Annotated in this window: 27 protein-coding genes; 12 read left to right on the top strand and 15 right to left on the bottom strand. The window is 67.9% G+C overall.

The window, feature by feature from the left end; all coding sequences use genetic code 11:
* From WAS25_RS11330 to dnaK, 6 genes are all read right to left on the bottom strand, one after another.
* Positions 1 to 355 (bottom strand): hypothetical protein (locus WAS25_RS11330; protein ID WP_422312120.1); only part of this gene is annotated, 355 nt, incomplete at its 3' end.
* Between the two features lie 3 nt (positions 356 to 358).
* Complete coding sequence (locus WAS25_RS11325) at positions 359 to 1,246, bottom strand: hypothetical protein (RefSeq protein WP_422312119.1); 888 nt, start codon at positions 1,244 to 1,246, stop codon at positions 359 to 361.
* Complete coding sequence (locus WAS25_RS11320) at positions 1,243 to 2,109, bottom strand: sigma-70 family RNA polymerase sigma factor (RefSeq protein WP_291203799.1); 867 nt, start codon at positions 2,107 to 2,109, stop codon at positions 1,243 to 1,245. Before WAS25_RS11320 ends, WAS25_RS11325 begins: the two co-directional genes overlap by 4 nt.
* A 65-nt stretch (positions 2,110 to 2,174) precedes the next feature.
* Positions 2,175 to 2,549, bottom strand: a complete 375-nt coding sequence (locus WAS25_RS11315; RefSeq protein ID WP_291203796.1) for a MerR family transcriptional regulator — start codon at positions 2,547 to 2,549, stop codon at positions 2,175 to 2,177.
* Positions 2,542 to 3,609 carry a molecular chaperone DnaJ gene (dnaJ, locus tag WAS25_RS11310; RefSeq protein WP_422312115.1) on the bottom strand — a complete coding sequence of 356 codons (1,068 nt, stop codon included), beginning with the start codon at positions 3,607 to 3,609 and terminating at the stop codon, positions 2,542 to 2,544. The genes WAS25_RS11315 and dnaJ overlap by 8 nt, the downstream gene beginning before the upstream one ends.
* Positions 3,610 to 3,687: 78 nt before the next feature.
* The gene (dnaK, locus tag WAS25_RS11305; RefSeq protein ID WP_422312113.1) at positions 3,688 to 5,586 is read right to left on the bottom strand and encodes a molecular chaperone DnaK; all 1,899 of its coding nucleotides are present in this window, start codon (positions 5,584 to 5,586) and stop codon (positions 3,688 to 3,690) included.
* Between the two features lie 132 nt (positions 5,587 to 5,718).
* On the opposite strand from dnaK, the gene WAS25_RS11300 reads away from it, so the two are divergent.
* The gene (locus tag WAS25_RS11300; protein WP_422312111.1) at positions 5,719 to 5,922 is read left to right on the top strand and encodes a DNA gyrase inhibitor YacG; all 204 of its coding nucleotides are present in this window, start codon (positions 5,719 to 5,721) and stop codon (positions 5,920 to 5,922) included.
* Between the two features lie 4 nt (positions 5,923 to 5,926).
* Here WAS25_RS11300 and WAS25_RS11295 read toward each other — a convergent pair whose 3' ends face one another.
* Complete coding sequence (locus WAS25_RS11295) at positions 5,927 to 6,877, bottom strand: glycosyltransferase (RefSeq protein WP_422312109.1); 951 nt, start codon at positions 6,875 to 6,877, stop codon at positions 5,927 to 5,929.
* A 48-nt stretch (positions 6,878 to 6,925) separates the two neighbouring features.
* Here WAS25_RS11295 and WAS25_RS11290 point away from each other — a divergent pair, with 48 nt between their 5' ends.
* Entirely contained in the window at positions 6,926 to 7,645 is a 720-nt protein-coding gene (locus WAS25_RS11290) for a response regulator transcription factor (protein ID WP_422312107.1), read from the top strand.
* Positions 7,646 to 7,689: 44 nt separating this feature from the next.
* On the opposite strand, the gene WAS25_RS11285 is transcribed toward WAS25_RS11290, so the two are convergent.
* Together WAS25_RS11285 and WAS25_RS11280 are read right to left on the bottom strand one after the other, a co-directional pair.
* Positions 7,690 to 8,823, bottom strand: coding sequence for a hypothetical protein (locus WAS25_RS11285; RefSeq protein ID WP_422312105.1), 1,134 nt, complete (start codon positions 8,821 to 8,823; stop codon positions 7,690 to 7,692).
* A gap of 57 nt (positions 8,824 to 8,880) precedes the next feature.
* Positions 8,881 to 11,271 carry a PAS domain S-box protein gene (locus WAS25_RS11280; RefSeq protein WP_422312103.1) on the bottom strand — a complete coding sequence of 797 codons (2,391 nt, stop codon included), beginning with the start codon at positions 11,269 to 11,271 and terminating at the stop codon, positions 8,881 to 8,883.
* 125 nt (positions 11,272 to 11,396) lie between these two features.
* On the opposite strand from WAS25_RS11280, the gene uppS reads away from it, so the two are divergent.
* The 4 genes from uppS to WAS25_RS11260 are packed head-to-tail and all read left to right on the top strand — an operon-like array spanning position 11,397 to position 15,277.
* A complete protein-coding gene (gene uppS / locus WAS25_RS11275) occupies positions 11,397 to 12,083 on the top strand; it encodes a polyprenyl diphosphate synthase (protein ID WP_422312101.1) in 687 nt (228 codons plus the stop codon).
* Positions 12,083 to 12,970, top strand: a complete 888-nt coding sequence (locus tag WAS25_RS11270; protein ID WP_422312099.1) for a phosphatidate cytidylyltransferase — start codon at positions 12,083 to 12,085, stop codon at positions 12,968 to 12,970. The genes uppS and WAS25_RS11270 overlap by 1 nt, the downstream gene beginning before the upstream one ends.
* Positions 12,971 to 14,125, top strand: a complete 1,155-nt coding sequence (gene dxr, locus WAS25_RS11265) for a 1-deoxy-D-xylulose-5-phosphate reductoisomerase (RefSeq protein ID WP_422312097.1) — start codon at positions 12,971 to 12,973, stop codon at positions 14,123 to 14,125.
* 15 nt (positions 14,126 to 14,140) lie between these two features.
* Positions 14,141 to 15,277 (top strand): M50 family metallopeptidase, encoded by a 1,137-nt coding sequence (locus WAS25_RS11260; RefSeq protein ID WP_422312095.1) that lies wholly within the window; start codon positions 14,141 to 14,143, stop codon positions 15,275 to 15,277.
* Here the strand turns inward: WAS25_RS11260 and WAS25_RS11255 are convergent.
* From WAS25_RS11255 to WAS25_RS11245, 3 genes are read right to left on the bottom strand one after another with little or no spacing between them, the layout of a single operon-like run.
* Positions 15,261 to 16,631, bottom strand: coding sequence for a two-component system sensor histidine kinase NtrB (locus WAS25_RS11255; RefSeq protein ID WP_422312093.1), 1,371 nt, complete (start codon positions 16,629 to 16,631; stop codon positions 15,261 to 15,263). The genes WAS25_RS11260 and WAS25_RS11255 overlap by 17 nt on opposite strands.
* 38 nt (positions 16,632 to 16,669) lie before the next feature.
* On the bottom strand, positions 16,670 to 17,395 hold the full coding sequence (locus WAS25_RS11250) for a LytR/AlgR family response regulator transcription factor (RefSeq protein WP_422312091.1): 726 nt from the start codon (positions 17,393 to 17,395) through the stop codon (positions 16,670 to 16,672).
* Positions 17,392 to 18,483: a sensor histidine kinase gene (locus tag WAS25_RS11245; protein WP_422312089.1), complete on the bottom strand. Its 1,092-nt coding sequence runs from the start codon at positions 18,481 to 18,483 to the stop codon at positions 17,392 to 17,394. Before WAS25_RS11245 ends, WAS25_RS11250 begins: the two co-directional genes overlap by 4 nt.
* A 145-nt stretch (positions 18,484 to 18,628) precedes the next feature.
* Between WAS25_RS11245 and WAS25_RS11240 the strand changes: the two genes are divergently transcribed.
* The 4 genes from WAS25_RS11240 (at position 18,629) to WAS25_RS11225 (ending at position 20,637) form a co-directional block, all read left to right on the top strand.
* Positions 18,629 to 19,165 carry a glutathione peroxidase gene (locus WAS25_RS11240; protein ID WP_422312087.1) on the top strand — a complete coding sequence of 179 codons (537 nt, stop codon included), beginning with the start codon at positions 18,629 to 18,631 and terminating at the stop codon, positions 19,163 to 19,165.
* Positions 19,166 to 19,200: 35 nt separating this feature from the next.
* The gene (locus tag WAS25_RS11235) at positions 19,201 to 19,815 is read left to right on the top strand and encodes a DapH/DapD/GlmU-related protein (RefSeq protein WP_422312085.1); all 615 of its coding nucleotides are present in this window, start codon (positions 19,201 to 19,203) and stop codon (positions 19,813 to 19,815) included.
* Between the two features lie 175 nt (positions 19,816 to 19,990).
* Positions 19,991 to 20,293 carry a hypothetical protein gene (locus WAS25_RS11230; protein WP_422312083.1) on the top strand — a complete coding sequence of 101 codons (303 nt, stop codon included), beginning with the start codon at positions 19,991 to 19,993 and terminating at the stop codon, positions 20,291 to 20,293.
* 143 nt (positions 20,294 to 20,436) lie between these two features.
* Positions 20,437 to 20,637: a hypothetical protein gene (locus WAS25_RS11225; RefSeq protein WP_422312081.1), complete on the top strand. Its 201-nt coding sequence runs from the start codon at positions 20,437 to 20,439 to the stop codon at positions 20,635 to 20,637.
* A gap of 27 nt (positions 20,638 to 20,664) precedes the next feature.
* Here WAS25_RS11225 and WAS25_RS11220 read toward each other — a convergent pair whose 3' ends face one another.
* From WAS25_RS11220 to WAS25_RS11210, 3 genes are all read right to left on the bottom strand, one after another.
* Positions 20,665 to 21,600, bottom strand: coding sequence for a bifunctional riboflavin kinase/FAD synthetase (locus tag WAS25_RS11220; protein ID WP_422312079.1), 936 nt, complete (start codon positions 21,598 to 21,600; stop codon positions 20,665 to 20,667).
* Positions 21,600 to 22,544 (bottom strand): TerC family protein, encoded by a 945-nt coding sequence (locus WAS25_RS11215; RefSeq protein ID WP_422312077.1) that lies wholly within the window; start codon positions 22,542 to 22,544, stop codon positions 21,600 to 21,602. The genes WAS25_RS11220 and WAS25_RS11215 overlap by 1 nt, the downstream gene beginning before the upstream one ends.
* A 101-nt stretch (positions 22,545 to 22,645) precedes the next feature.
* Positions 22,646 to 23,002 carry a hypothetical protein gene (locus WAS25_RS11210; RefSeq protein ID WP_422312075.1) on the bottom strand — a complete coding sequence of 119 codons (357 nt, stop codon included), beginning with the start codon at positions 23,000 to 23,002 and terminating at the stop codon, positions 22,646 to 22,648.
* A 207-nt stretch (positions 23,003 to 23,209) separates the two neighbouring features.
* On the opposite strand from WAS25_RS11210, the gene WAS25_RS11205 reads away from it, so the two are divergent.
* Positions 23,210 to 23,935, top strand: coding sequence for an RsmE family RNA methyltransferase (locus WAS25_RS11205; protein ID WP_422312073.1), 726 nt, complete (start codon positions 23,210 to 23,212; stop codon positions 23,933 to 23,935).
* A gap of 233 nt (positions 23,936 to 24,168) precedes the next feature.
* Positions 24,169 to 24,666 carry a hypothetical protein gene (locus WAS25_RS11200; RefSeq protein WP_422312071.1) on the top strand — a complete coding sequence of 166 codons (498 nt, stop codon included), beginning with the start codon at positions 24,169 to 24,171 and terminating at the stop codon, positions 24,664 to 24,666.
* The last annotated feature ends 43 nt before the right edge of the window (positions 24,667 to 24,709 follow it).

The raw sequence follows: 24,709 nt of genomic DNA, 5'->3' as shown, positions 1-24,709 counted from the left end.
GCCCCGGCACGGGGATGGGGTCCGACAGCCGCCCCTCGGCGGCCAGGCCGTTCAGGGGCAGGTTCCCCTCAGTGAGCAGACGGTCCACTAGGCCCTCGGCCCAGGCGCGGCGGGTCTCCAGGTCTGCCTCGGTGCCCTCCGCCACCAGCCAGAGCAGCTCCTGCTGGCCCACCCCCGCCTCGAGGTTGGCCCGTACCGCAGGATGCTCGGTGGGCAGGAGGCTCATGAGGTCGAGCGCGCGCTCGACCCGCAGCGTTCCCCAGCCCAGGACGAGGGTCAGGCTGGCGATGAGGACCCACAGCCCCCGCGACCGGGTGAGGTGTAGACGGAGCAGGCCGCGGAGCAGGGCTTTCATCGCCTAGCTGCGCTCGATGCGGTCGATCCAGGGCTTGAGGGCCGGGACCATCTCCACCCGCTCGGCGCCCCGCAGGCGCTCGAAGAGGCTGCCGTCCTCCAAACGCACCAGGGGGTGGTTCTCGCGACGGTCCATGGCTTCGGGGGGATATGCGGCGGTGAGCAGCGTGGGCAGTTCCTCGCTGTAGCGGTGGTCCAGCAACTGGGCAAGGGCCGCGGCGATGCGGATGTCCGAGTCCATGCGATCCCAGTCGTCAAGCACCAGCAGGGGCTGGTCCTGCAGGGGCTCGATGAGGTCGCGCACGCTCTGGAAGGCCTGGTTCTGGAAGCTGCGCACGTCGTAGTAGGCGTCCTTGATGGCCTGGCTCAGGGTGCGCACGGAGACGAAGGCGCCGCCCCGGCCGGTGCGCTCGGTCCAGGCCCGCAGGGCCGCTGCGGCCAGGGTGCTGCGGCCGCTTTGCGCGGGGCCGTGGATCCACCAAAGCTCCCAGCCGTGGCGGAACTTGTGCTTGCCCGTGGTGGCCCACTGGTGGAGCCCCTCGGCCCCAGCGGGCCGGATGCCGTGCTCGGGCCGCTTGCGCAGGGCCGCCAGCAGCTTCACGAGCTCGTCACGCCCCTCCAGTTCACCGACTTCATCCACAGGGCGGGCCAGCAGCTCCTCCAGGTCCGGCACCCGGTCCAGGAGGGCCCGCACGCCGCTGGCCTGGGCGTTGTTCCACCACTTCCAGAACCGGGGGAACTCCGCCTCGCGGTAGCGGGCGGGCAGGCCCAGGGTCTCCGCATCCGGCGCCAGTTCCGCGGTGCAGCCGCAGACCAGCACCGGCTTCTGGGGATCCGGATCGAAGACCAGGCCCTTGCCCTGGCAGCGGGGGCAGTCGGGGCGCCCCTTCATGGACCGTCCCCCCCGCGCAGGAAGCCGCCCAGCACCTCGCGGCGGCGCTCCCGGATGCGCGCGAAGGCCCGCTCCTCCAGCTGCCGCACCCGCTCGCGCGAGATGGGCGGGTCGAAGCGCTTGCCGATCTGTTCCAGGGTGAGGGGATCCTCCCCGCCGATGCCGAAGTGCAGGGTGATGATGGTGCGCTCCTTCTCGCTGAGCGAGGCCAGGCTGGCCTCGATCTGCTCAAGGAAGGCCTCCTGGTCGAGGGTGTGCATGGCGGAGGGCTCCACCTCCTGCTCCAGGCTGTCGCCCACGGTGAGATCGGAGTCCCCGAGGCCCTGCTCGGTCGACACGGTGGAGGTGGTCTGCTGGAGCACCTGCAGCCGCTCCACCTCCTCGATGCTGAGGTTCGCCGCCTGGGCGATCTCCTGCAGCATGGGTGGACGGCCCAGGGACTGGCTCAGCTTCTGGGTCACGCGGTTCAGCTGCACCAGGTGGCCGGCCACCTTCTGGGGCAGGCGGATCTTGTTGCCGTGCTCGGCCAGGGCGTGGAAGATCGCCTGCCGCACCCACCACGAGGCATAGGTGAGGAACTTATTCAGGCGCTCGGGATCGAAGCGCTTGGCGGCCTCGATCAGCCCGAGGTTGCCCTCGCTGATGAGGTCCAGCAGGTCAAGGCCCATGCCCTCGAACTTGCGGGCCTCCTTGACCACGAAGCGCAGGTTGCCTTCCACCAGCTTGCGGAGCCCCTCGGGATTGCGGTCGTTCTGCCACAGCCGCCCGTTGATCCGTTCCTCCTCTGCGGTGAGCAGGGGCAGGTGGCGGATCGAGTCGAAGTACTTGTCGAGCGAGCGCTCTTCGAGATGCCGGAGGGGCACGATACTCCCAGGGGAAGGATCAGCATAGCAAGCGATCCCGGCCGCCGAGACATGTGCGAAAAATGTCAGCGCTTGCGCAATCCGTGCGGGGTCAGTTTCACCAGACCGGTGGCCGAGGTGGGCCGGGGCACGTCCTTCAGGCCGGCTGCCTCCAGGGCGTGGGCCAGGCGCTCCAGGTCCTCCTGCAGCAGGTTGAGCCGGTCCCGCATGCCCAGCACCACCTCCACGCCGGCCAGGTTCACGCCGAGGTCGCGGGTGAGGTTGAGGATGAACTCCAGGCGCTCCAGGTCCTCGTCGCTGTAGAGGCGGGTCTTGCCCTCGGTGCGGCTGGGCGTGAGCAGACCCTCCCGCTCGTAGAGCCGCAGGGTCTGGGGGTGCACCCCGTAGCGCATGGACACCACCCCGATCATGTAGGCACCCAGTCTCGGATCTTTAGCCATGCTGATTGCTCCGCTGCTTGCGCACATCTTCGTCGTTCAGGTCCGCCAGCTCCCGCAGCAGCTCCTTGCTGCGCTCATCCTGGATGGCGGGGGTCACCAGGGCCACCTCGGCGATTAGGTCGCCCCGCTGGCTGCCCCGGGGGATGGGCATGCCCTGGCCCTTGAGGCGGAGCTTCGCGCCGGTCTGCGTGCCGGGCGGCACCTTGATGGTCTGCTGGCCCTCAGGGGTCGGGACATCCACCTTGGCACCCAGGGCCGCCTCGGTGAAGGAGATGGGCAGCTTCACATACAGGTTCGGGCCCTTGCGTTCGAAGCGCGCGTCCTGCTCCATGCTGATCTGCAGGAAGAGGTCGCCGGGCCCGCCGCCGCGGCGCCCCGCCTCGCCCTTGCCAGCCACGCGCAGCTTGGCGCCGTCCTCCACGCCGGCCGGGATGGCGATGGTGACGGTCTCCTGGCGGCCGTGGCGGCCCGCGCCCCCGCAGTCGGGGCAGGCCGGGGCCTTGGAACCGCGCCCGCCACAGTCGGGACAGGTGCGGCCGAAGGAGAGGAAGCCGGAGCCCCCGCCCACCTTGCCCTTGCCCTGGCAGGTGCGGCATGGCTCCTGTTTGCGGCTGGACTCGCCCGTGCCGCGACAGGTGAGGCAGGGCTCCGAGCGGTTCACCCGCAGGTTGAGGCGGGTGCCTTCGAAGGCTTCGCGGAAGCCCAGGCGAACGGCGTGGATCAGGTCCTCGCCGCGCTCGGGGCCCTGCCGCATGGGCCGGCCGCCGAAGCCCGCGAAGATGTCCTCGAAGCCGAAGCCCGGGCCCTGCTGGAAGCCTGGCGGAATCTGCGCACCGGGCCCGGCGGGGTCGCCGTAGGTGTCGTAGTTCTTCCGCTTCTCGGCATCCGACAGCACGTCGTTGGCCTCGGAGAGCTTCTTGAACTCGGCCTCCGCCTTGGCATCGCCCGGGTTCAGGTCCGGGTGGTGCTTCCGCGCCAGCTTGCGGTACGCCTTCTTGATGTCCTCGTCGGAGGCGGATTTCGGAACGCCCAGGATCTTGTAGTAGTCGGGGTGGGGCATGGTCTTAGTCTAGGGCACTAAGATTTCGTTCGCGCAGAAAAATGGGGAGCCCGGAAGCTCCCCGTTTTCCTGCGAAGACTAACTCACCACTTCCGCGTCGATCACGTTGTCCTCGGCTTTCTTCTCGCCGCCGGAGTGGGCGCCGGGCGCGCCGGGGGTGGAGCCATCCTGGGGGGGCTCCTGCTTGTAGAGGCTCTCCGCCAGCTTGTGGCTCTTGGCGGTGAGGGTCTCCAAGGCCTTCTTGATGCGCTCCTTCTCCAGGCTGGCCAGGGCGGCCTTGGCCTCCACGATGGCCTCCTCGGCCTCCTTCTTGTCGGCCTCGGGCAGCTTGTCGCCGTTGTCCTTCAGGAGCTTCTCCACCTGGTAGACCATCTGGTCGAGGTGGTTCTTCTCCTCCAGCATGGATTTGCGGTCCTCATCCTCGGCCTTGTGGGCCTCGGCGTCCCTTACCTTCGCTTCGATCTCCTCCTTGGAGAGGCCCGTGCTGCCCGTCAGGGTGATGCTGGCGTCCTTGCCGGTGCCCTTGTCCTTGGCGGTGACGTGCACGATGCCGTTGGCGTCGATGTCGAAGACCACCTCGATCTGGGGCATGCCGCGCGGCGCGGGAGCGATGTTGCCCAGGTGGAACTGGCCCAGCAGCTTGTTGCCCTCAACGACCGGGCGCTCGCCCTGGAAGACCTCGATGTCCACGCCGGGCTGGTTGTCCACGGCGGTGGTGTAGACCTCGGAGCGCTTGGTGGGGATGGTGGTGTTGCGGGGGATGATGACGCTCATCTGGCCGCCGTTGGCGTTGATGCCCAAGGACAGCGGCGTCACGTCGAGCAGCAGCACTCCCTTCACATCGCCCGAGAGGACACCGGCCTGCACGGCGGCGCCGATGGCCACAACCTCGTCGGGGTTGACGCTGTGGTTGGGCTCCTTGCCGAAGATCTGCTTCACCATCTCCAGCACCTTGGGGATGCGGGTGGAGCCGCCGACCATGACCACTTCGTCGATCTCGTGGTGGGCAAGCTTGGCGTCCTTCACGGCGTTCTCGCAGGGCGCCTTCAGCTTCTGAAGGACGGGCTCGATCATCAGCTCGAACTTGGCGCGGCTGAGGGTCTGGTTCACGTGCTTGGGGCCGCTGGCATCGGCCGTGATGTAGGGGAGGCTGATGTCGGTCTGAGTGGTGCTGGACAGCTCGATCTTGGCCTTCTCGGCGGCCTCCTTGAGGCGCTGCATGGCGTCGGCCTGCTTGCGAAGGTCGATGCCCTCGGCCTTCTGGAACTCGTCCGCCAGCCAGTCGATGATGGCCTGGTCGATGTTGTCGCCGCCCAGGTGGGTGTCACCATTGGTGGACTTCACCTCCACCACGCCCTCGGACACTTCCAGGATGCTGATGTCGAAGGTGCCGCCGCCGAAGTCGAAGACCGCGATGGTGCCGTCCTTCTTCTTGTCCAGGCCATAGGCCAGGGCCGCGGCCGTGGGCTCGTTGACGATGCGCTTCACCTCCAGGCCCGCGATGGCGCCGGCGTCCTTGGTGGCCTGGCGCTGGGCGTCGTTGAAGTAGGCGGGCACGGTGATGACGGCTTCCGTGACCTTCTCGCCCAGATAGGCCTCGGCGGCCTCCTTCATCTTGGTGATGACCGCCGCGCTGATCTCTTCGGGGCTCAGCTTCTTGCCCAGGACATCCACCGTGCAGCCGCCCTTGTCGGCCCGCTCGACGGTGTATGGCACGAGCTTCTGCTCCCGGTCGGAATCCGCGAAGGGCAGACCCATGAAGCGCTTGATGGAATAGATGGTGATCTTGGGCTGGGCCACCGCTTGGCGCTTGGCCGAGGTGCCCACCAGCCGCTCGCTGGTCTTGGGATTGAAGCCCACCACGGAGGGCGTGGTGTTCGCGCCCTCGGGGTTTGGGATCACCTTGGGGACGCCGCCTTCCATCACGGCCACGCAGCTGTTGGTGGTGCCGAGGTCAATGCCGATGATCTTGCCCATGTCGTTCCTCCTGGGGGCCGGTCGGGGCATCGCCCGGGCCGGTGCTCTTGAGGATAGGGGCTATGTCTGGTTTGTCAACATGATCTTCCATAACATACTCATATTTTCTTCTTAAATAAAATCTCGATTTTCATGGATATGCTGAAAGCCATGACCCTTCGGCCCTGCCCCACCTGTCGCATCCCGACCTCCTGGGAGGGGAGCCCCTTCAAGCCGTTCTGCTCAGAGCGCTGCCAGACCCGGGACCTCGGTGCCTGGGCCAGCGAAAGCTACCGCATCCCAGAGAAGCCCCAGGAAGAGGATGGCGAGGGCTGGAGCGACGCGGGCGAGGTGTAGGCGGCTACTTCGTCTGGTGCACTTTCTTCACCATGTAGCGGGGCCGGTCGCGCACTTCCTGGTAGATGCGGCCGATGTACTCGCCCAGCAGGCCGAAGGCGATGAACTGACAGCCCACGAAGAAGAAGAGGATGGCGAAGAGGGTGAACACGCCCTGGGCCGTGCCCTCAGGGTGCAGGAAACGGTAGACCACCAGGCCCAGGAAGAGCAGGAAACCCACGGCGGCCGTGATCACGCCGAAGACGCTGAGCATCTGCAGGGGCAGCAGGCTGAAGCTGGTGAGCAGGTCGAATTGCAGGTTGATGAGCTTCCACATCCCGTACTTGCTGGTGCCCGCCGCCCGCTCGGCGTGGGCCACGGGCACCTCGGTGATGCGCTTGGCGAAGCTGTTGGCCAGGGCGGGGATGAAGCTCGAGCGCTCCTTGCAGAGCAGCATGGCGTTCATCACCTCGCGGCTGTAGGCCCGCAGCATGCAGCCGTAGTCGTGGAGCTTCACCCCCGTGGTCCTGCGGGTGACGGCGTTGACGATCTTGCTGGGCATGGTGCGGAAGAAGCTGTCGTTGTCCTGGCGGCCCTGGCGCCAGCCGCCGACCACGTCGAAGCCCTCCTCGACCTTGGCCACCAGCTTGGGGATCTCCTCGGGGGGGTTCTGCAGATCGGCATCAAGGGTCACCACGATCTGGCCCTGCACCTCGGCGAAGGCCCCGAAGATGGCACTGTGCTGGCCGTAGTTGCGGTTGAACTCAACGATCTTGATACGGGGCTCGGTCTTGGCGAGGTCGATGAGCATCGACAGGCTGCGGTCCCGGCTGCCGTCATCCGTGAAGATGATCTCCCAGGGCTTGCCCGGATCCGAAAAGGAGTCCGCCATCACCTTGGACAGCCGCTCCCACAGGACCGGGATGTTCTCCTCCTCGTTGTAGATGGGGATGACGATGCTGAGGTAGGGGTCCATGGGCGCTCCGGAGGGTCCATTCTAGTAGGATCAGCAGAGGAGTTCCCCATGTCCGAGCCCAAGATCCTGCTGGTGGAAGATGAGCTCAGCCTCGCCGAGGGCATCAAGCTCAATCTGGAGCTGGAGGGTCTCGCCTGCACCTGGATCCCGCGGGGGGACCAGGCCCTGAAGCAGATCCTGGCGGAAAGCTATGACCTGGTGATCCTAGACGTGATGCTGCCCGGCATGGACGGCTTCACCATCTGCGAAAAGGTGCGCGAGGCCAAGAACTTCACGCCCATCCTCTTCCTCACCGCCAAGAACACCGACGACGACCGCGTCCACGGCTTCGAGACCGGGGCCGACGACTACCTGGGCAAGCCCTTCCAGGTGCGGGAGCTGCTGCTGCGGGTGCGCGCCATCCTGCGCCGGGAGTCCTGGTACAAGAGCCGCGAGATCAGCAGCCGGCAGCCCTTCGGCCCCTACTGGGTGGACTTCGACAACTTCTGCGGCGAGGGCCCCGGCGGCGCCTTCCAGCTGGGCGTGAAGGAATCCATGATCCTCAAGCTGCTCATGGAGCGTCCCGGCCAGGTGGTGAGCCGCACGGACATCCTGGACAAGGTCTGGGGCGAGGACGCCTACCCCACCAGCCGCACCGTGGACAACTTCATCGTGCGCATCCGCCGCGTCATGGAGGACGATCCCCACCACCCGAAATGGGTCCACACCATCCGCAGCGTGGGCTACCAGTTCGATCCCGAGGGCAAGCAGCGGAAGGGCGAGGAATAGACAAGGGGGCGCACCGGCGCCCCCTTGTCTGGTTCCAGCAGGACCTATTTGACGTCGATCTCCCGGCTGCGGCCCAGCTTCTCGAAGTTCGCAAACTGATCGCCGAGGCTGGCAGGGGCGGGGCCCTGCTTCACCTCGACGAGGACGCCGCGCTTCTCCTCGCCCTTGCTGAACTTGCTGTCGCCCACCACGGGTTCGAAACTGGGCAGCATGGCCAATTCTCCCGCGACGCCTTCCGGCGCCTTGGCCGCGGCGATGTCGGAGGCCTTGGCTAGCAGTGTCGCGCCGGGCGTCGCACCGAGCCTGCGCAGATCCAGCCAGCCGAAGCCGGGGTCGCGCAGCAGGTCGAGGTCATCCTTGTCCAGCCAGGCCGCCAGGTCATTGAGGGCCTTCGTCTGCGCCGCATCGGGCAAGCGGCGGGTCTTTTTCTCGCCCTTGATCTCGACTTCCTGGGGCGTGTTCTCGATCCAGGCCTGGGCGCGCTTCACCCATAGGGCGGTGATGGCCTTCTGCTCGGAGAACCCCTCTGGTGACTTGGGGCCCTTCGCGGCCTTGGCCTTCTTGCCCTTGGCAGGCGCTTCGGGCTCGGCCCAGGTGGGCGCAGCGGCATCGACCTTGGGATCGAGGAGCAGGCCCTTGATCTTGGCCAGCCGGGGTTCCAGGCCCTTGGGGCCGGTCTTGGCGGCGGCGCGCGCCGCAGCCTGGAGATCCTTCCAGCTGCCTTCGAGGAGAATCTTCTTCCCGTCGGCGTCATACAGGCCATGGTTGGCGCGCAGCTTCGCGAGGTAGGCTTCCGCTGCCGGCAGGACGGCAGAGGCCTTCTCCGGGATGTCGAGCTTGGCGTTCAGCAGGGCCTTCAGCGTCTCCCGCACTTCGATGGCCCGGGGGTGGCTGCGATAGGTGCCCAGCTCATGGGTGGCCAGGGCGGCCCGGTGCAGGGTGTAGGCCAGCTTGCGCTGGGTGGGGCGGAGCTGATCGAAGGGCTTGGCCTCCGCCACTTTCACTTCGGCGTGCTTTACAGCTTCAGGCTTGGGCGCGGCGGGGACTTCCGGTTTCATGTCGGCGGGCTTCGCCTCGGGAGCGGGGACCTGGGCCGGTGCGGACGGCGGTTCGGCGGGTGGCGTCTGGGCCAAGAGGCCAGAGGCCAGGATGAGGGCCATGGCCCAGCGTCGCTGCATAAAGGACTCCTCGGTGAGGGTGCGGTGCAAGCCCTCATTATGCAGCAGGCGACAACCTCACGCCTCGACCGGAGTCTCTAGGAGACGCTCGAGACTTTGCTTGAGCTGCTTTAGATCGAAGGGTTTACCCAGGTACGGCACCTGGCTCGCCTCCAGGAACTCCCGGGTCTTGGCGTCGAAGGCATCCCCAGTGGTGTAGAGGATCCGCCGGGTCATGGCGGGCCGGTTGGTCTTGAGCCACTCGAACAGGTCCATGCCAGAGAGGCCGGGCATCCGGATGTCGGAGACGATCACGTCGAAGCTGCCGGATTCGAGGCACTGGATGGCTTCGTCGCCACGGGTGCTGGAGGCGACCTCCAGGCCCCAGGCCCCCAGGGCATCCACGAGGCACTCCAGGAGGAAGGCCTCATCGTCCACTACGAGGGCGCGCGCGCCCTTGAGTCCCATGGGTGGGGCCGAGGAGGTGGGAGCCGGTGGCGCGGTGGGCGTCGTTAGGACGGGCAGCTCGAGGAGGACGGCGTTGCCCAGGCCCTCCTGGCTGCGGGAGCTGACACGGCCGCCATGCTGGCGGGCGATGATGTCTGCGATGGGGAGACCCAGAGCCTCGGTGGTGGTGGCTGTGGCCACATCGAACAGCCCTGCCTGCTGGGCCTCGCCAAGGGCCGGGCCCGTATCCTGGAACACCACCTGCAGGGTCTGACCATTGTTCCGGGTCGCGACCCGCAGGCGCTTGATGGGGCTGAGGGCCATGGCCTGGATGCCGTTCAGCAGGAGATTGGTGAGCGCCTGGACCATCAGCCCGGGGTCAACCGAGGTCTCGGGCAGGGACGCGTCGAGGCTCAGCTCAAGCGTGACGCCCTGCCGCTGGGCCTTGGCCTCCACCAGGGAGACCGACTCCTGCACCAGCTGGTTCAGCTGTGCCGGCAGGGGCCTGGCACTGGGGGGATTCAGAACCGTCAGCAGGGGTTGAAGCAGGACCTGGATTGAGTCCACGGCCTTCACCAGCCGGGAAGCCTGTTCGGCCTGATGGGGATCCATGGCCGACTCGGCGAGTAGGCGCGACTCCAGGAGCACGGGCGTGAGGCGGTTGGCCACTTCATGGAACAGCGATGGGACCAGGCGGCCCAGGGCCTCGTGCTTCTGCGAGTGCACGAGCTGATCCTGCAGCTCCTGCTGTTCGCTCATGTCACGGACGAGGGCCGAATAGGCCAGCACCCGGTCGTCGTTGCCACGAACCGGTGCATAGGTGATGTGGGCCCGGAAGGCGACGCCCCCCTTGCGCAGCCGGGTGGTGACCATGTCCCGGATGACCTGCCCGCGCCCGATCTGCTGCGCCACCTGCTCCAGTTCGCCCAGCAGGTTGTCCGGGGTGAGCTGGGCCATGTTCCGTCCGACGATTTCCGGGCGGGAATAGCCGAAGATGCGCTCGGCGGCCATGTTCCAGGTGAGGATCTTCCCGTCCGGCGAGTAGGAGATGACCGCCTCGCCGATGTTCTGTACCAGGCCTTCCAGGTACTTCCGGGTCTTGAGGTTGTCCTGGTTCGCGCGATCCAGCTGGGTGTAGAGCTGGCTCAGCTCCTCGTTCTTCTTCTCGAGGGTGTCCTTGGCCTGCTTCAGCTCGGAATAGAGCCGCGCCGTCTCCATGTTCGACTTGAGGGCGTCCTCCAGCAGTTCCTGGGCATCGGCGACCTTGCCTGGAACCAGATCCGCCACGCTGACATTGCTGTGGCGCAGGACCGTGGACTCCACGGCGGGAGCCAGGGGCGCCTCCTGGGGCGGCGGGAGCTCCCGCATGCTGGAGCGCACGTTGGACTCGATGAGGTTCAGCATCTCGTCGAAGTCCTTGATCTTCTTGTCCAGGTGATACTTCTTGAAGGTGTAGCCCACGGTCTCGCGGGTGATGGACAGGAAGGTGTCCAGCACGCCGGTGCCCCGGTTGGCCACGGATTCGAAGTAGGGCACGCTGCGGAAGTTCAACCTCCGGTTCATGACGCCCACGGCCATGGCGTCCGGCAGGTCGCGCTTGTTGTACTGGATGACGAAGGGGATCTGCTTGATGTTCAGGCGGTTCGCGTTGAGGTTGTGGTACAGGTTCGACAGCGAGTCCACGTTGTCCTGCATCTTGGCTTCGCTGGAGTCCGCCACGAACACCACTCCGTCGGCCCCGCCCAGCACCACCCGTCGGCTGGCGTCGTACTGCACCTGGCCCGGCACCGTGTAGATCTGCAGGTGGATCGCATTGCCGTAGATGTAGCCCAAGTTGATGGGCAGCAGATCGAAGAAGAGGGTGCGGTCCTCCTGGGTGTTGACGGAGAACATCTCACCACGCTGCTGGTCCGAGCACATGGCGTGCAGGGACTGCAGGTTGGTCGTCTTGCCCGATAGGCCCGGCCCGTAATAGACCAGCTTGAGCAGGATCTCATTGGCACGGGTGTTGAACTGAACCATGGGTTCGCCAGGAAAATAGTGGAATTCAGCCTACCACGGTGGGCCGGGGCACAAGGCGCCTCTCCGATTCAACGGCAAGCCCCGTGCTAGCATGAACTTTCCCCATCTCAGAGGTTCCCAGCGCGATGACCGTCCCGGCCCATGTCGCAATCATTATGGATGGCAACGGCCGCTGGGCGGCCCAGCGGGGCTGGCCCCGGATCAAGGGGCACAAGGCTGGGGTCCAGACGGTGGAGCGCATCCTCGAGGCCGCCTCCGACGCCGGTGTCCAGCACCTCAGCCTGTACGCCTTCTCCACCGAGAACTGGAAGCGCCCGCCCTTGGAGGTCGGGGCCCTCATGGCCCTCCTGCGCATGTACCTGCGCATGTTCCTCCATCAGTTGGCCCAGAAGGGCATCCGTTTCCACCACCTGGGTGCCACGGAGGGCATGCCCGCAGGCATCCTGGCCGACATGCGCACCCTGGAGGAGGCCACGGCCCACAACACGGGCATGGTCTTCCATCTGGCGGTGAACTATGGTTCCCGGCTGGAGCTGGCCCAGGCTGCCCGGCGCTGCGTGGAAGATGGGCTCCGGCCTGGGGAGATCAACGAAGACGCGTTGTCCGCCCGCCTGTGGACCGCCGGAGTGCCCGACGTGGACCTCCTCATCCGGACCAGTGGTGAGCACCGCATCTCCAACTTCCTGCTCTGGCAGTCCGCCTACGCCGAGCTCTACATGACCGACCTCCTCTGGCCGGACTTCGGCTCCGGGGAGCTGCAGGTGGCGCTTGAGGACTATGCCCAGCGCGAACGGCGTTTCGGGGGGATCTGATGGAACGCACCACGCCCAAGGTGGACACCAAGAACATGACCGTCCGCGTGACCACGGCCCTGGTCTTCGGCGTCTTCTTCTTCAGCCTCCTCTGGTTCGGGGATCAGCCCTGGGCCCCCTGGACCTACCTGGCGGTCATGGCTGGCGCCATCGTCATGGGCATGCGCGAGATGACCCTCATGGGTCGGGCCCGGGGCTTCAACCCCTCGCTCGTGGCGGGCGTCCTGGTGGCCTGGGGCTTTCTCGGTCACTTCTTCCTGGCCACCGGTCGTCAGGACCCCCTGCCCCTCTGGATGGTGCTCGGCTTCGGTGCCTTCGTGATCCACTTCGGGGCCCTCTTTTTCGACCCCAAGCTGGAGGAGTCCCTGCCGAGCCAGGCCATCACCTGGCTCGGGGCCCTCTACCTGGGCCTGGGCCTCGGCCTCCAGCTGAAGCTGTTCATGCTGCAGGGCACCCTGCCCAGGACCGGCAGCCGGCTGATCCTGTCCCTCTTCATCATCACGTGGTTCGGGGACACGGCCGCCTACTTCGTGGGCAGCTTCTTCGGCCGCAGGAAGCTGGCCCCGCACGTCAGCCCGAAGAAGACCTGGGAGGGCGCCTTCGGCAACCTGGGGGGCAACCTGCTCGGCGCTCTTCTGATGAAGGTCACGGTCTGTCCTGAGTGGAGCCTGGTGGATGTGGTGGCCCTGGCCCTGCTGCTGGGAACCGCCGGGCAGCTGGGCGACCTGGTGGAGAGCACCTGGAAGCGCAGTGCCGGCGTGAAGGACTCCAACGCCGGCGGCGTCTCCATCCCGGGCCATGGCGGCATGCTGGACCGCGTCGACAGCCTGGTCTTTGCCGCTCCGGTACTCTATGCCTACGTGCACTTCGTCCACGGGTTCAACTAGGTGCGGCGCCTCGCCCTCCTCGGCTCCACCGGGAGCATCGGCACCTCCACCTTGGATGTGGTCAAGGCCCACCCGGAGCGACTGGCGGTGGTGGCACTGGCGGCAGGCCGGAACCGGGACCTGCTGAAGGCCCAGTGCGAGGCCTTCCGGCCCCGCTGCGTCTCCGTGGGCACCCGGGAGGATGCGCTCTGGCTGAAGTCCAGCCTGCCCTACCAGCCTGAGGTCCACTGGGGGGACGAGGGGCTCCTGGCCTGTGCACTTCACGCCGAGGCCGACACCGTGGTCGCCGCCGTGGTGGGCAGCGCCGGGCTGGCCAGCACCGAAGCAGCCCTCCGGGCCGGCCGCCGGGTCTGCGTGGCCAACAAGGAATCCCTGGTGGTGGGCGGGGCCCTGATGCACGAGGCCGCCCTGGCCGGAGGCGGGGAGCTGCTCCCCGTGGACAGCGAGCACGCCGCCCTGCATCAGCTGCTGACCGACCGGGACTCCTCCACCATCCGCGAAGTCCGCATCACCGCCAGCGGCGGGCCCTTCCGGGACTGGCCCCTGGCCCGCATCCAGGCCGCCACCGTGGCCCAGGCCCTGAACCACCCCACCTGGAAAATGGGCCCGAAGATCACCATCGACAGCGCGACCCTCATGAACAAGGGGCTCGAAGTCATCGAGGCCTCGGTGCTGTTCGGCCTCCGACCCGACCAGGTGGCCGTCACCGTTCATCCCCAGAGCCAGGTCCACGCCATGGTGGGCTTCCACGACGGCAGCTACCAGCTGCAGGTCTGCGCCAACGACATGAAGCTGCCAATCCAGTACTGCCTCCTTTACCCGGACAAGCAGCCGGGCCCCGTGGCGCCCTATGCCTGGGACGAGGCCCGTGCCTGGACTTTCGAACCCCCGGACCTGGACCGCTTCCCCTGCCTGGGCCTAGCCTTCGAGGCGCTCCAGGCGGGCGGCACCGCCCCGGCCCTTCTGAACGCCGCCAACGAGGTGGCCGTGGCCGCTTTCCTCCAAGGCCGGCTGCGATTCTGGGACATCCAGGCCTGCAACCGCGAGACCCTTGCCCGGATACCCGCCGTCCCGGCGGGGTCCCTCGAAGAAGTGCTGGGTGCGGACGGGGCCGCAAGGCGTCATGCTGAAGGTTGGGTCCAAGCCCGGGCCTGATCCTTCCGGATGTCCATGCGCCGTCTTCCCCTCTCCTTTTCCTTCTGTGTGGCGTTGGTGGCCGTGCTCGCCTTCGCGATCAAGATGCCCGGCGCCGGATTCTGGGGCCCCATCCTCATGCTGGGTGGCCTGGTCTTCCTCCACGAAGGCGGCCACTTCCTCGCCGCCAAGTATATGGGCATGCCCGTGGAGGTCTTCTCCCTGGGCTTCGGCCCGCGGCTCTTCGGCTTCACGTGGCGGGAAACGGACGTGCGGCTCTCGGCCCTGCCCTTGGGCGGCTATGTGAAGCTGGCGGGCTTCAACCCCGAGGAGCCTGGCGCGGACGACCCCTACGGCTTCCTCAAGCAGCCCTACGGCAAGCGGATGCTGTTCTACAGCGGCGGCATCCTCGCCAACCTGGCCACCACCCTGGTCCTCTTCACCTTCGTGGGGGCCGACCAGGCCCGGGTCACCAAGGTGCAGGACTCCTGGACCGTCATCGAGGTCATCCCCGGCGGCGCCGCCGACCAGGGTGGCCTCAAGGTCGGCGACGAGCTGCGCGGCATCGGGGACCTGAGCTTTCCGGGTTCGGAATGGGAGGCTGCCGTGGCCTACATCCAGGCCCATCCCGGCCAGGCCGTGCCGTTCCGCATCACCCGGGAAGGCAAGCCCCTGGAGCTGCCCCTCACGCCTCGCCTGGATGGCGGCAAGGGCCGCCTCGGCTTCATGCCCCTGCCCATGGCCACGCCCCTCGAGCGGCGCGCCTACCGCCCCGGCGATTTCCTGGAGGGTGGCCGCTACGCCCTGACCACCTCCTGGCGCATGAGCGGCCAGGTCTTCGGCTTCCTGAAGAAGCTGGTCACCTTCCAGGCCAAGAGCGCCGAGGTGGCCGGCCCCATCGGCATCATCCGCCAGGGCAGCCGGGCCGCGAAGTCCGGCTGGGATGTCTTCCTCTTTATGTGCGGAGCCATCAGCCTGCAGCTGGCCATTCTCAACGCCCTGCCCATCCCCGCCCTGGACGGCGGCCACATGGCCCTGCTCACCTACGAGAAGCTGCGCCGCAAGGACCTCACCATCGAGCTGAAGGAGAGGATCCTCACCGGCGGCTTCCTGCTGCTGGCCTCCCTCATGGCCCTCGTGATCGTCCTGGACCTGCTCAAGCTGCGGAAGTAGCCCTCGGGAGATAGATCCTGAAGGTGGTGCCCTTCCCGGGCTCGCTGTCCACCTGGATGACCCCATGGTTCTGCTTCACGATGCCGTGCACGGTGGCCAGGCCCAGCCCCGTCCCCCGGCCCGTCTGCTTGGTGGTGAAGAAGGGCTCGAAGATCTGCTCCGTCAGTTCCCGGGCCATGCCACAGCCGCTGTCCGAGACGCTCAGGCAGACATGGTCGCCGGGACGAGCTTCCACCAGGACGGCGCAGTCCGCTGCCTCCAGGGTCCGGTTGGCCGTGGCCACTTCGATCCGGCCGCTCCCGGTGATGGCATCCCGGGCATTCACCACGAGGTTGGTCAGCACCTGGTCCAGCTGGGTGGGATCCATCCGGATCTCCCAGAGGGTCGGCGCCGCGGTCCACACCAGCTGGACCTCAGGCCCCACCAGCCGACCCAGGACCCCCTTCATGCCCGCCACGGAGGTGTTCAGGTCCAGCAGGCACGGCTCCACCGGCTGGCGGCGAGCGAAGGCCAGCAGCTGGTGGGTGAGGTTCGCGGAATGGCGGGCCGCCCGCTGGATCTCCTCCAGGAACTTCCGCTCGGGGTGGACCTGGGGCAGGTGATACAGGGCCAGGTCGGCGTTGGCGAGGATGACGCCCAGCATGTTGTTGTAGTCGTGGGCGACGCCCCCCGCGAACCGGCCCACCAGCTCCATCTTCTGCGCCTGCTGAAGCTGGGCCTCGAGGCGGCCCTGCTCGGCGACCAGGCGGTGGTGCTCGGTGATGTCCCGGCCGATGCCCAGCACACCGGTCAGGCGGCCCTCGGCGTCGTACATGGGAGTCTTGAGGGTCTCCAGAAGGACCTTATGGCCCGACTTGGCCAGGGTGACCCACTCCTCGTTCACCCGGGTCTCCCCCGCGGCGATGACCTCCCGGTCCTTCTGGCGGAAGAAGTCGGCCTGTTCCCGGGACACGAATTCGTGGTCGGTCTTGCCCAGGATGTCGGCCTCCTTCGCCCCGAAGAAGCGCTCGAAGGCGCGGTTGCAGCCGAGGTAGACGCCCTCGGGGTCCTTCAGCCAGACCAGGTCGGGAATGGTGCGGAGCAGGGACTGGAGCCGGGCCTCGCGGCTGGCCACCTTCTCCACCAGGCGCCGGACCATGACGAAGAGCATGGTCGCGGTGACGGCCACGAAGAACCAGCCCTTGAGGATGCTCACCAGGGTCATGGCCGCCGGGTCCTGGATCAGGGCCTCCACGGCCCGGTCCGACAGGAGGATCCAGAGGCCGGAGAACCCCGCGTAGAGGAGGACCACCCTCAGCGCCCCGGCCGTGCTGGAGGTGCCGCCCTTCGAATGGATCTGGATCGGTTCGGACATGGGGGACGACCACGGCTCCTCTCACGATCCTACGCCCCTCAGAGCCCCAGCAGCTCCTTGATCCTGGGCGTGACGCTGCGGCTGACCTCCAGATCCAGCCCCTCCGCCACGCGCACCGAGGCCCGGCCACCCTCCAGGGGGCGCAGGCCCAACACCGCTTCAGGCCGCAGGAGCAGGTGCCGCTGGATGCGGAGAAGACCGGCCCCGGGGAAGGCGGCCTCCACCTCGGCCAGGGTGGTCCAGGAAGTGCGGTGGCGGCTGCCGGCGGCCCATGCCCACACCACCTCCTCCTCCACCTCGAAGTGGGTGGTGCGCTTCAGGTCCAGGAAGACATGGCCCTCCCCGGCCTTCACCGGGAAGCGCTGGGGGAGGACGGCCGGGGCCTCGCTGCGGCGCAGCCCGCCCTCCCGCAGGCGGGCCAGGGTCTTGGCCAGCCGCTCGGCGGAGATGGGCTTCATGATGTAGTCCACGGCGGCGGCTTCGAAAGCCTGCACGGCGTGCTCCGAGTGGGCCGTGACGAAGACCACTGGCGGGCAGTGGCGGCAGTCCCCCAGCTCGGCGGCCACTTCCAGGCCCGTGGCTCCCGGCATCTGGATGTCTAGGAATAGGGCATCGACCTCCCGGGGTTCCTGCAGCCAGGCCAGCACCGACGGGCCATCCGCCAGCTCCGCTTTCACGTCGCAGCCAGCCTCCCGCAGCAGCCGCGCCAGCCGCGTTCGCGCCAGGGGCTCGTCGTCGGCCAGGGCCACCCGCAGGATCTTCATCGGCGCATCTCCAGGCTGGGCAGCTCCACGGTGGCCACGGTGCGGGGGCCCTCGCTGCGCAGGTGCAGGGCGGCACCGGGGCCGTAGGCCAGGCGCAGCCGCGCCTCCAGGTTCGACAAGCCCACCCCCGCGCCCGGCACCAGGCCCAGGGCACGGCCTGTGTTCGAGACCCGAAGGATCAGGCCCCCATTGTGGCGGCGCATGGAGATCGCCAGGGTGCCGCCTTCGGGATGGGGGGCGATGCCATGTTTCAGGGCATTTTCCACCAGGGGCTGAATCAGAAAGGGCGGGGTCTCCACCAAGTCGAGCCCTGCATCCCAGTCCCACTGCACCAGCAGGCGGTCGCCCAGCCGCAGGCCCTCCACTGCCAGGAACCGCTGCACCAGGGAACGCTCATCGGCCAGGGGGGCCCGGGCCCGGTCGCCATGGCGCAGCAGGGCCCGGTAAAGCTCGGAGAGATCGAGGATGGCCTGCTCGGCGGCCACCGGATCCTGCCGCACCAGTTCCGCCAGGCCATTCAGGGAGTTGAAGAGGACATGGGGGCTGAGCTGACCCCGGAGCAGCACCCACTGGGCCTCCTCCAGCCGGGACTCGGCGGCGGCCTTCTCCTCTTCCGAGATCACCGAGAAGGAGATGATCGCCCCCAGGATGGTCATCATGGGCAGCCCCACGAGGAGGTTCAGCACCAGCACCCCCTTGAAGCTGCCGTTGACGCCTGGGGCCAGCCCCATGGCCTCCACTTTCAGGTTGGCGTTCCGCACCAGGAACCAGCTGATGGCCACGAGGAGGAAGATCAGCAGGGCATTGCAGGCCACAGCCTGGGCCAGGCCCCGCCCGAACCCCGGCCGGGAGCGGTCATCCCCGCTCCAGCGCCAGGGCAGGGGCGCCAGGAATCCGTAGGAGAAGGACACCAGGAACGGCATGACCAGGGAATTGGCCAGTGCGCCAGGGTGGCGCAGCTGGGTGGCCATGGGCACCACCAGGAACTGCAGGCCCGCAAAGAGCGCCGCGAAGAGCAGCACGATCACCCAGGGCGTCCGCTTCCGCAGGCGCGACCGGAAGTGTTGCTGGAGGGAACCGATTCGCATGCCCTCCAGCATGACCGGGGCTGGGGCATCCGGGGCGGGGGTCGCCGGACGGGTTCCCGTGACCGCCCATCCGGCGGCCAGGGCCGGCGGCCTGTCCTGGAACGGCGGTGCTGTCGCCGGCACCCAAGGATCACCCGGAGTCCCCATGCGCCCTGCCCTGTGTCTCGCCCTGCTCGCCACCCTGGCCCTGCCCGCCGCCGAAAGGAAGGCCCCCATGTCCCTGCACGACATCTCCCTCAACACCCTGGACGGCAAGCCCCAGTCCCTGGGCGCCTACCAGGGCAAGGTCGTCCTCGTCGTCAATGTGGCCAGCGAGTGCGGCTACACGCCCCAGTACGCGGGCCTCCAGAAGCTTTATTCGGCGCAGAAGGATCGCGGCTTGGTGGTACTGGGCTTCCCCTGCAACCAGTTCGGGGGCCAGGAGCCCGGCACCTCCACCCAGATCGCGAGCTTCTGCCAGAAGACCTACGGCGTGACCTTCCCCCTCTTCGAGAAGCTCGACGTGAAGGGCGCGAAGCAGGCACCGCTCTACCAGTTCCTCACCGCCAAGCACGGCGAGCCCGCCTGGAACTTCCACAAGTACCTGGTCGGCAAGGACGGACAGGTGCTCCAGGCCTTCAGCAGCAAGGTGGCCCCGGACAGCGCGGAGCTGAAGGCCGCCATCGAGGCCGCGCTGAAGTAGTCTTCCGGCGCGGGTCGTACCGCTACCCTGGTGCCATGCGCGATCCGGAGGCCCTGCGGGAACAGCACAAGCGGCGTCTCGCCTGGATGCCCTGGCTCTACTTCGCGCTCAAGGCGCGTCATCGTGCCTGGGCGGATGCTTGGCAGGCGGAGGTACAGGCGCGGCTCCTGGCCCAGGAGACCGTCCAGCTCGGCACGGGCTGCTTCCTCGCGCCGGACGCCGCCATCTTCGGTGAGCCGGGTCGGGCCGTGGTGATCGGCGACCGCTGCGCCATCGCCGCGCAGGCCTTCCTGCACGGGCCGCTCCTATTAGGGAACGACGTGAGCGTGAACGCCGGGGCCCGCCTGGACGGCGGCCGCAAGGGGCTCGTCATTGGGGATGGCACGCGCATCGCCAGCGGCGCGGCGATCTATGCCTTCGACCACGGCCTGAAGGCCGACCGCGACATCAGGGAGCAGCCGGTGCGCTCCCGCGGCATCCGCATCGGTCGCGACGTGTGGATCGGCGCCAATGCCGGCGTCACCGATGGCGTCAGCATCGGCGACCACGCCGTGGTGGCCATGGGCGCCGTGGTGACGAAGGACGTGCCGGACTGGGCCATCGTGGCCGGGGTGCCCGCGGGAGTGGTGGGCGACCGGCGGGAGCGCTAGCGAAGCTGGTGGCGCCTCTTGCCACAGGATGGCGCCGTCGCGTTGCAGTTCGCGTCTGGCCAGTCTTGGCCACTGATTCAAATCATTGTTTTTGTTGATGTTCCAACCTTGGCACGGCTCGTGAACTCCTAACTTGCATGGGGCTCGCACCTTCCCGCCCCATGGAGGAGGTCCCATGCGAAGCCTGGTCCTGCTTGCCCTCGCGATCCTCGCGACGCTGCCCCTTGCCGCCCACGGGCATGGGCGCGGCCCCCGCCGGGTCGTGGTGGTCGAGCGCCCCTATTGCGCCCCCTATCCCCGCTGGGAGGCCCGGCACTGGGACGACCGACGTTGGGACGACCGCCGGGATGAGCGCTGGGAGCGCCGCCGCGCCTACGGCCGCCACGACTGTGGCGACGACCGCCTCGTGCTCGGCCTGCCCCTGCCCAGGCCCCTGTTGCCCCCGCTCCGCGGGCAGGTGGTCATCCACCTCCGCTAAGCGCGCCTTCGACAGTCCCTGTCCAACCCCCGACCAGACACTGGATCAGGGCGGGACAGCCGGAGCCACAAAAAATTCGCCCCAGGTCTTGACAAAAGCGAATTAAAAACGAATACTGGGTAAACGGGATAGATGGAGCCCCCATGTCGACCCCTTCTCGCAGGTTTGGTTACAAGTTCAGCGGCTACTTCATGGAATATGGCCCCATCGAGGCTGACAGCCTGGATGCGGCCAAGGCCGAGATCCGGCAGCGCCTGAGCGTGTCCCGCCTGCCCCTGGGGCTCCAGGTCTGGGACCTGGCCGAGCGTCCGCTCACCCGCTGGCGCGTGGACGCCGCCAGCTAGGGACCTGGGCCCGTCGCCTATTCGCCACTATTCTAGGTTGGCCTTCCACCAGGCCTTGCCCTCGGCCACGTCCCGGGCGATCTGTACCCTCAGTTCGTCCACCGAGGCGAACTTCACCTCGCCGCGAATGCGGTGGAGGAAGCGCACGGTCAGCTGGGTGCCGTAGAGGTCGCCATCAAAGCCCGGCAGGTGGGTTTCCACCGTGAGGCGGCGGCCCTCGAAGGTGGGTTTTTCGCCCACATTCGTGAGCCCCAGGCGCGTCCCGCCCTGGTGGGGCAGGGCCACTTCGGTGACATAGACGCCGAAGGCGGGAAGCTGCTCCTGCTCCCAGGCCAAGTTCGCCGTGGGGAAGCCCAGGTGGCGGCCCCGGCGATCACCCTCTACCACCACGCCGGTGAGGGTGTAGGGGTGGCCCAGCAGGGCCGTCGCCGCCTCTGCATCGCCCTCGTCGAGGGCTTCGCGGATGCGCGTGCTGGAGAGGCGGCCGCCATCCGGGGCCCGCAGGGCCAGGGTGCGCACCGCGCAGCCATGGGTGGAGCCCCAGGCCTCCAAGGTCTCGACGGTGCCGCTGCGGTCACGGCCGAAGCAGAAGGCACGGCCCACGTGCAGTTCCACCGGCGCGAGGATGCTTTGGATCCGGTCCAGGAAGGCCTCCGGACTCAGCTCCGAGAAGGTGCGGCTGAAGGGGATCACCCAGGCCAGGTCCATGCCCGCCGCCTCGAAGGCCGCCAACCGCTGCTCGAGCGTCATGAGCAGCTTCGGCTTGCGCTGGGGCGCCACCACCAGGGTGGGGTGGGGGTCGAAGGTCACCACTGCCGCCCGGTGGCCCAGCAGCCGGGCGCGGCCCGCCGCGATCTGTAGCAGCTCCCGGTGTCCCGCGTGGACGCCATCGAAGGTGCCCAGGGTCACCACGAAGGGGCCGGCGGCCGGAGCCTCCTCCAGCTCGTGGCGCCAGACCTCCATCACTCCGCCCCGTCCTGCTCAGCGGGCCAAGCCAGACTGGCCACGACACTGCCCGCCAGCACCGCCGCGATGACCAGCAGGCTGATCTGCACGGGGATATGCAACCACTGGGCGATGCACATCTTCACGCCCACGAAGGCCAGTACCACGGCCAGGCCGGTCTTCAGGCGGTGGAAGCGGTCCATCATCTTGGCCAGCAGGAAGTAGAGGCTGCGCAGGCCCAGGATCGCGAAGATGTTCGAGGTGTAGACCACGAAGGGATCGCGGCTCACCGCCAGCACCGCGGGAATGGAATCCACGGCGAACACCAGGTCCGTCACCTCGATGGTGATGAGCACCAGCAGCATGGGCGTGGCGAAGCGCTTGCCTTCGCGGATCACCCAGAAGCGCTCGTGGCCTCCGCTCTCGTCGTAGGGCACAAGGCGGCGGAAGGCCCGCACCAGCGGATACTGCGTGGGATCCGCATCCTCCTCGGCCACCAGCAGCATCTTCAGCCCCGTGTAGACCAGGAAGCCCCCGAACACGTACATCATCCACTCGAAGCGGTTCAGCAGGGCCGTGCCCGCCAGGATCATCGCGGCACGCATGATCAGCGCGCCCAGCACGCCCCAGAACAGCACCCGGTGCTGGTGGCGCAGGTCCACCTGGAAGCTGCGGAAGACCAGCACGAACACGAAGAGGTTGTCCACGCTGAGGGACTTCTCCAGCACGTAACCCGTGAACCACTCCAGGCCCTTCTGGGTGCCCTCCGCGTGCCAGATGAGGCCGTTGAAGATCAGCGCCAGGGTGATCCACACGGCGCTCCAGATGGCCGCCTCGCGCACGGAGGGAGCGTGGACCCGGCGGTTGAACACGCCCAGATCCAGAGCCAGCATCAGGAACACGAAGGCGTGAAAACCAGCCCAGGCCCACCAGGGCGCGGCTTGGAGCAGGGCGTCGACCAAGAATCCTCCAGACTCCCCAGCTTACCTGGGTTACCCAGTGGCCTGCTGCCGTACGCGAGGAGGGGGCCATCTTGGCCCCCTCCCTTCACCTGGATCGCCTCCTACTTGCGGGTCTGGGCGTCGTGCTTCTGGCGCTTGATGCGGCGGCTCTCGCGGTTCTGCTCGGCCTCGATCTTGGTGGCTTCCTTCTTCGTGATCTTGCCGTCGGCCTCGGCCTTCGCGATGTCCTTGTTGATCCTCCCCTCCTGGCGCTCCAGGCGGGCGGTCTCCTTCGGGGTGAGCTGGCCGCTGGCCACGCCCTTGGCGATGCGCTGCTGCTGCTTCTCGGCGCGCTTCTCCGCGCGGGCTTCGCGCCTGGGGGTCACGGTCTGGGTACCGGGCTGGGGGGCCTGCGCGAAAAGGGCGACGCCCGCGACGAGGGATCCGATCAGGGCGGCGGAAAGGCGGCGGAGGTTCATGGCGGTTCCTTTGGGTGGGGGGGGCGACGGCCCCGCTGGTGTCTGTTTCACGGCCCGTGCCAAATGGGCATCCCTTCTGACCCCAAGGCATCGGAAAGGGTTGAAGCGATGTCACGTGGAACCTTGCCCCACCGTCCCTTGGGCCGTGTCGCAGCCTGCCTCACCACGGCCCCACACGGAGCCGGGGGAATCCCTCATCATGTCCCCATGAGCCTGCCCCGCTTCTTCCTGGCGCCGCTGCCCGCCGCCGAGAACGCCCTCGTGCCCCTCGACGCCGAGGCCGCCCGCCACCTCAAGGCCCTGCGCCTAAAGCCCGGTGCCGCCCTGGAGCTGGTGCTGGGCGGGCAGACCTGGACGGCGGACCTGGCCGAGCTGGACCGGGACCGGGCCTTGGCGCGGCTGGTGGCGCCCCTACACGAAGTCCGGGAGCCCCCCGTGGCCCTCCAGGCCTGCCTGCCCCTGCCCGCGCAGCTGAGCCTCTTCGACGAGTGGCTGCCGCCCCTGGTGGAGCTGGGGGTCACGCTCATCCAGCCCGTGGCCTACCGGCGTAGCGAGTTCGACGCCGCCAAGACCGCCGCCCGAATGGAGCGCTGGGCGCGCCTCATCCAGTCCGCCTGCGAACAGAGCCACCGCAGCCGGCTGCCGGAGCTCAGGCCCCCCGTTCCCTTCGCCGCCCTGCTCACCTGGGAGGCCCCCCAGAAGTGGGTGGCCTACGAGCTGGCCACGGGCCAGGCCAACCCCCCCTGGCGCCGTGAGCCCCTGGCCTTCACCAGCGGTCCCGAAGGCGGCATCACGGAGGACGAATTCACGGCCCTTTGCACCGCCGGCTGGCAGCCTGTGAGCCTTGGCCGCAGCATCCTCCGGGCCGTCACAGCCCCCGTAGCCCTGCTGGGCGCTGTACAGTACCAGCTGGGCGGGGGCCGCTCCGCCTAGGTCCACTTCGATGGCTCAATGCCGGAAAAACCATTGCCGGAGGATAGCGGCCGGGGATAGACCACCCCCCGCCTAGGTTTACCGCCCGCCCCACTGATCGGGGGTGGTCTGCGGATCGCACTCAAATCCGGCCCCATTTCCTGACTTTCAGTAAAGGCACGGGGGGAGGGGTCGATGAGTCCTTCATGTGCCCGGTCCGGCGTGCGTCCGGCTGGCCCCAAGGAGATTGAACCATGAAGCTTGTGACCCTTCTGTCCGCCGCCGCCCTGATGACCACCACCCTGGCCGCCGGCGAATACGACGCCCTCGGCAAAGCCGTGCGCAGCGCCTGGCCCTCGGTCGGCACCGTGGCCGTGGTCTGTGATTCCACCACCCACAAGGGCGCCATCGACGCCATCGCCGGGGCCATGCCCGGCATGAAGCTCATCGTGGTGGACGTGAAGGGCCAGCAGGACATGGGCAAGGCCCTCAGCACCCTGGGCACCCGCCACCCCGACGCCGTGGTGCTCGTGGCCGGCGACAAGGTGGCCGGCGACGGCACAGGGGGCGCCGCCTTCCTCATCCAGCGCATGGCCGCCGCCAAGGTCCCCACCGTGGCCACCACCGAGGCGGGCGTCCGCCAGGGTGCCGTGCTGGGCCTGGGCGCGGGCACCGGTGGCAAGCTCCTGGCCAATGCCAAGGTGGCCGGCGTCGCCGGCGTCACCATCCCCGCCAGCGCCAGCCAGATCTAAGCACCAACTCACGAGGTATGCTGAAGGCTCCCCCGGGAGCCTT

The organism is Geothrix sp., assembly GCF_049292215.1.
Lineage (GTDB): Bacteria > Acidobacteriota > Holophagae > Holophagales > Holophagaceae > Geothrix.
This window is presented reverse-complemented; position numbering and strand designations above follow the sequence as displayed.

Excerpts from the sequence above, each read along its gene's own strand:
- dnaK (WP_422312113.1), bottom strand. The coding sequence starts at position 5,586 with ATGGGCAAGATCATCGGCATTGACCTCGGCACCACCAACAGCTGCGTG.
- WAS25_RS11290 (WP_422312107.1), top strand. The coding sequence starts at position 6,926 with ATGTCCGAGCCCAAGATCCTGCTGGTGGAAGATGAGCTCAGCCTCGCC.
- WAS25_RS11220 (WP_422312079.1), bottom strand. The coding sequence starts at position 21,600 with ATGGAGGTCTGGCGCCACGAGCTGGAGGAGGCTCCGGCCGCCGGCCCC.
- WAS25_RS11230 (WP_422312083.1), top strand. The coding sequence starts at position 19,991 with ATGCGAAGCCTGGTCCTGCTTGCCCTCGCGATCCTCGCGACGCTGCCC.
- WAS25_RS11225 (WP_422312081.1), top strand. The coding sequence starts at position 20,437 with ATGTCGACCCCTTCTCGCAGGTTTGGTTACAAGTTCAGCGGCTACTTC.
- WAS25_RS11235 (WP_422312085.1), top strand. The coding sequence starts at position 19,201 with ATGCGCGATCCGGAGGCCCTGCGGGAACAGCACAAGCGGCGTCTCGCC.
- WAS25_RS11245 (WP_422312089.1), bottom strand. The coding sequence starts at position 18,483 with ATGCGAATCGGTTCCCTCCAGCAACACTTCCGGTCGCGCCTGCGGAAG.
- WAS25_RS11250 (WP_422312091.1), bottom strand. The coding sequence starts at position 17,395 with ATGAAGATCCTGCGGGTGGCCCTGGCCGACGACGAGCCCCTGGCGCGA.
- WAS25_RS11255 (WP_422312093.1), bottom strand. The coding sequence starts at position 16,631 with ATGTCCGAACCGATCCAGATCCATTCGAAGGGCGGCACCTCCAGCACG.
- WAS25_RS11260 (WP_422312095.1), top strand. The coding sequence starts at position 14,141 with ATGCGCCGTCTTCCCCTCTCCTTTTCCTTCTGTGTGGCGTTGGTGGCC.
- WAS25_RS11240 (WP_422312087.1), top strand. The coding sequence starts at position 18,629 with ATGCGCCCTGCCCTGTGTCTCGCCCTGCTCGCCACCCTGGCCCTGCCC.
- WAS25_RS11300 (WP_422312111.1), top strand. The coding sequence starts at position 5,719 with ATGGATATGCTGAAAGCCATGACCCTTCGGCCCTGCCCCACCTGTCGC.
- WAS25_RS11200 (WP_422312071.1), top strand. The coding sequence starts at position 24,169 with ATGAAGCTTGTGACCCTTCTGTCCGCCGCCGCCCTGATGACCACCACC.
- uppS (WP_422312101.1), top strand. The coding sequence starts at position 11,397 with ATGACCGTCCCGGCCCATGTCGCAATCATTATGGATGGCAACGGCCGC.
- dnaJ (WP_422312115.1), bottom strand. The coding sequence starts at position 3,609 with ATGCCCCACCCCGACTACTACAAGATCCTGGGCGTTCCGAAATCCGCC.
- WAS25_RS11280 (WP_422312103.1), bottom strand. The coding sequence starts at position 11,271 with ATGGTTCAGTTCAACACCCGTGCCAATGAGATCCTGCTCAAGCTGGTC.
- WAS25_RS11325 (WP_422312119.1), bottom strand. The coding sequence starts at position 1,246 with ATGAAGGGGCGCCCCGACTGCCCCCGCTGCCAGGGCAAGGGCCTGGTC.
- WAS25_RS11295 (WP_422312109.1), bottom strand. The coding sequence starts at position 6,877 with ATGGACCCCTACCTCAGCATCGTCATCCCCATCTACAACGAGGAGGAG.
- WAS25_RS11285 (WP_422312105.1), bottom strand. The coding sequence starts at position 8,823 with ATGCAGCGACGCTGGGCCATGGCCCTCATCCTGGCCTCTGGCCTCTTG.
- WAS25_RS11205 (WP_422312073.1), top strand. The coding sequence starts at position 23,210 with ATGAGCCTGCCCCGCTTCTTCCTGGCGCCGCTGCCCGCCGCCGAGAAC.
- WAS25_RS11270 (WP_422312099.1), top strand. The coding sequence starts at position 12,083 with ATGGAACGCACCACGCCCAAGGTGGACACCAAGAACATGACCGTCCGC.
- WAS25_RS11210 (WP_422312075.1), bottom strand. The coding sequence starts at position 23,002 with ATGAACCTCCGCCGCCTTTCCGCCGCCCTGATCGGATCCCTCGTCGCG.
- WAS25_RS11315 (WP_291203796.1), bottom strand. The coding sequence starts at position 2,549 with ATGGCTAAAGATCCGAGACTGGGTGCCTACATGATCGGGGTGGTGTCC.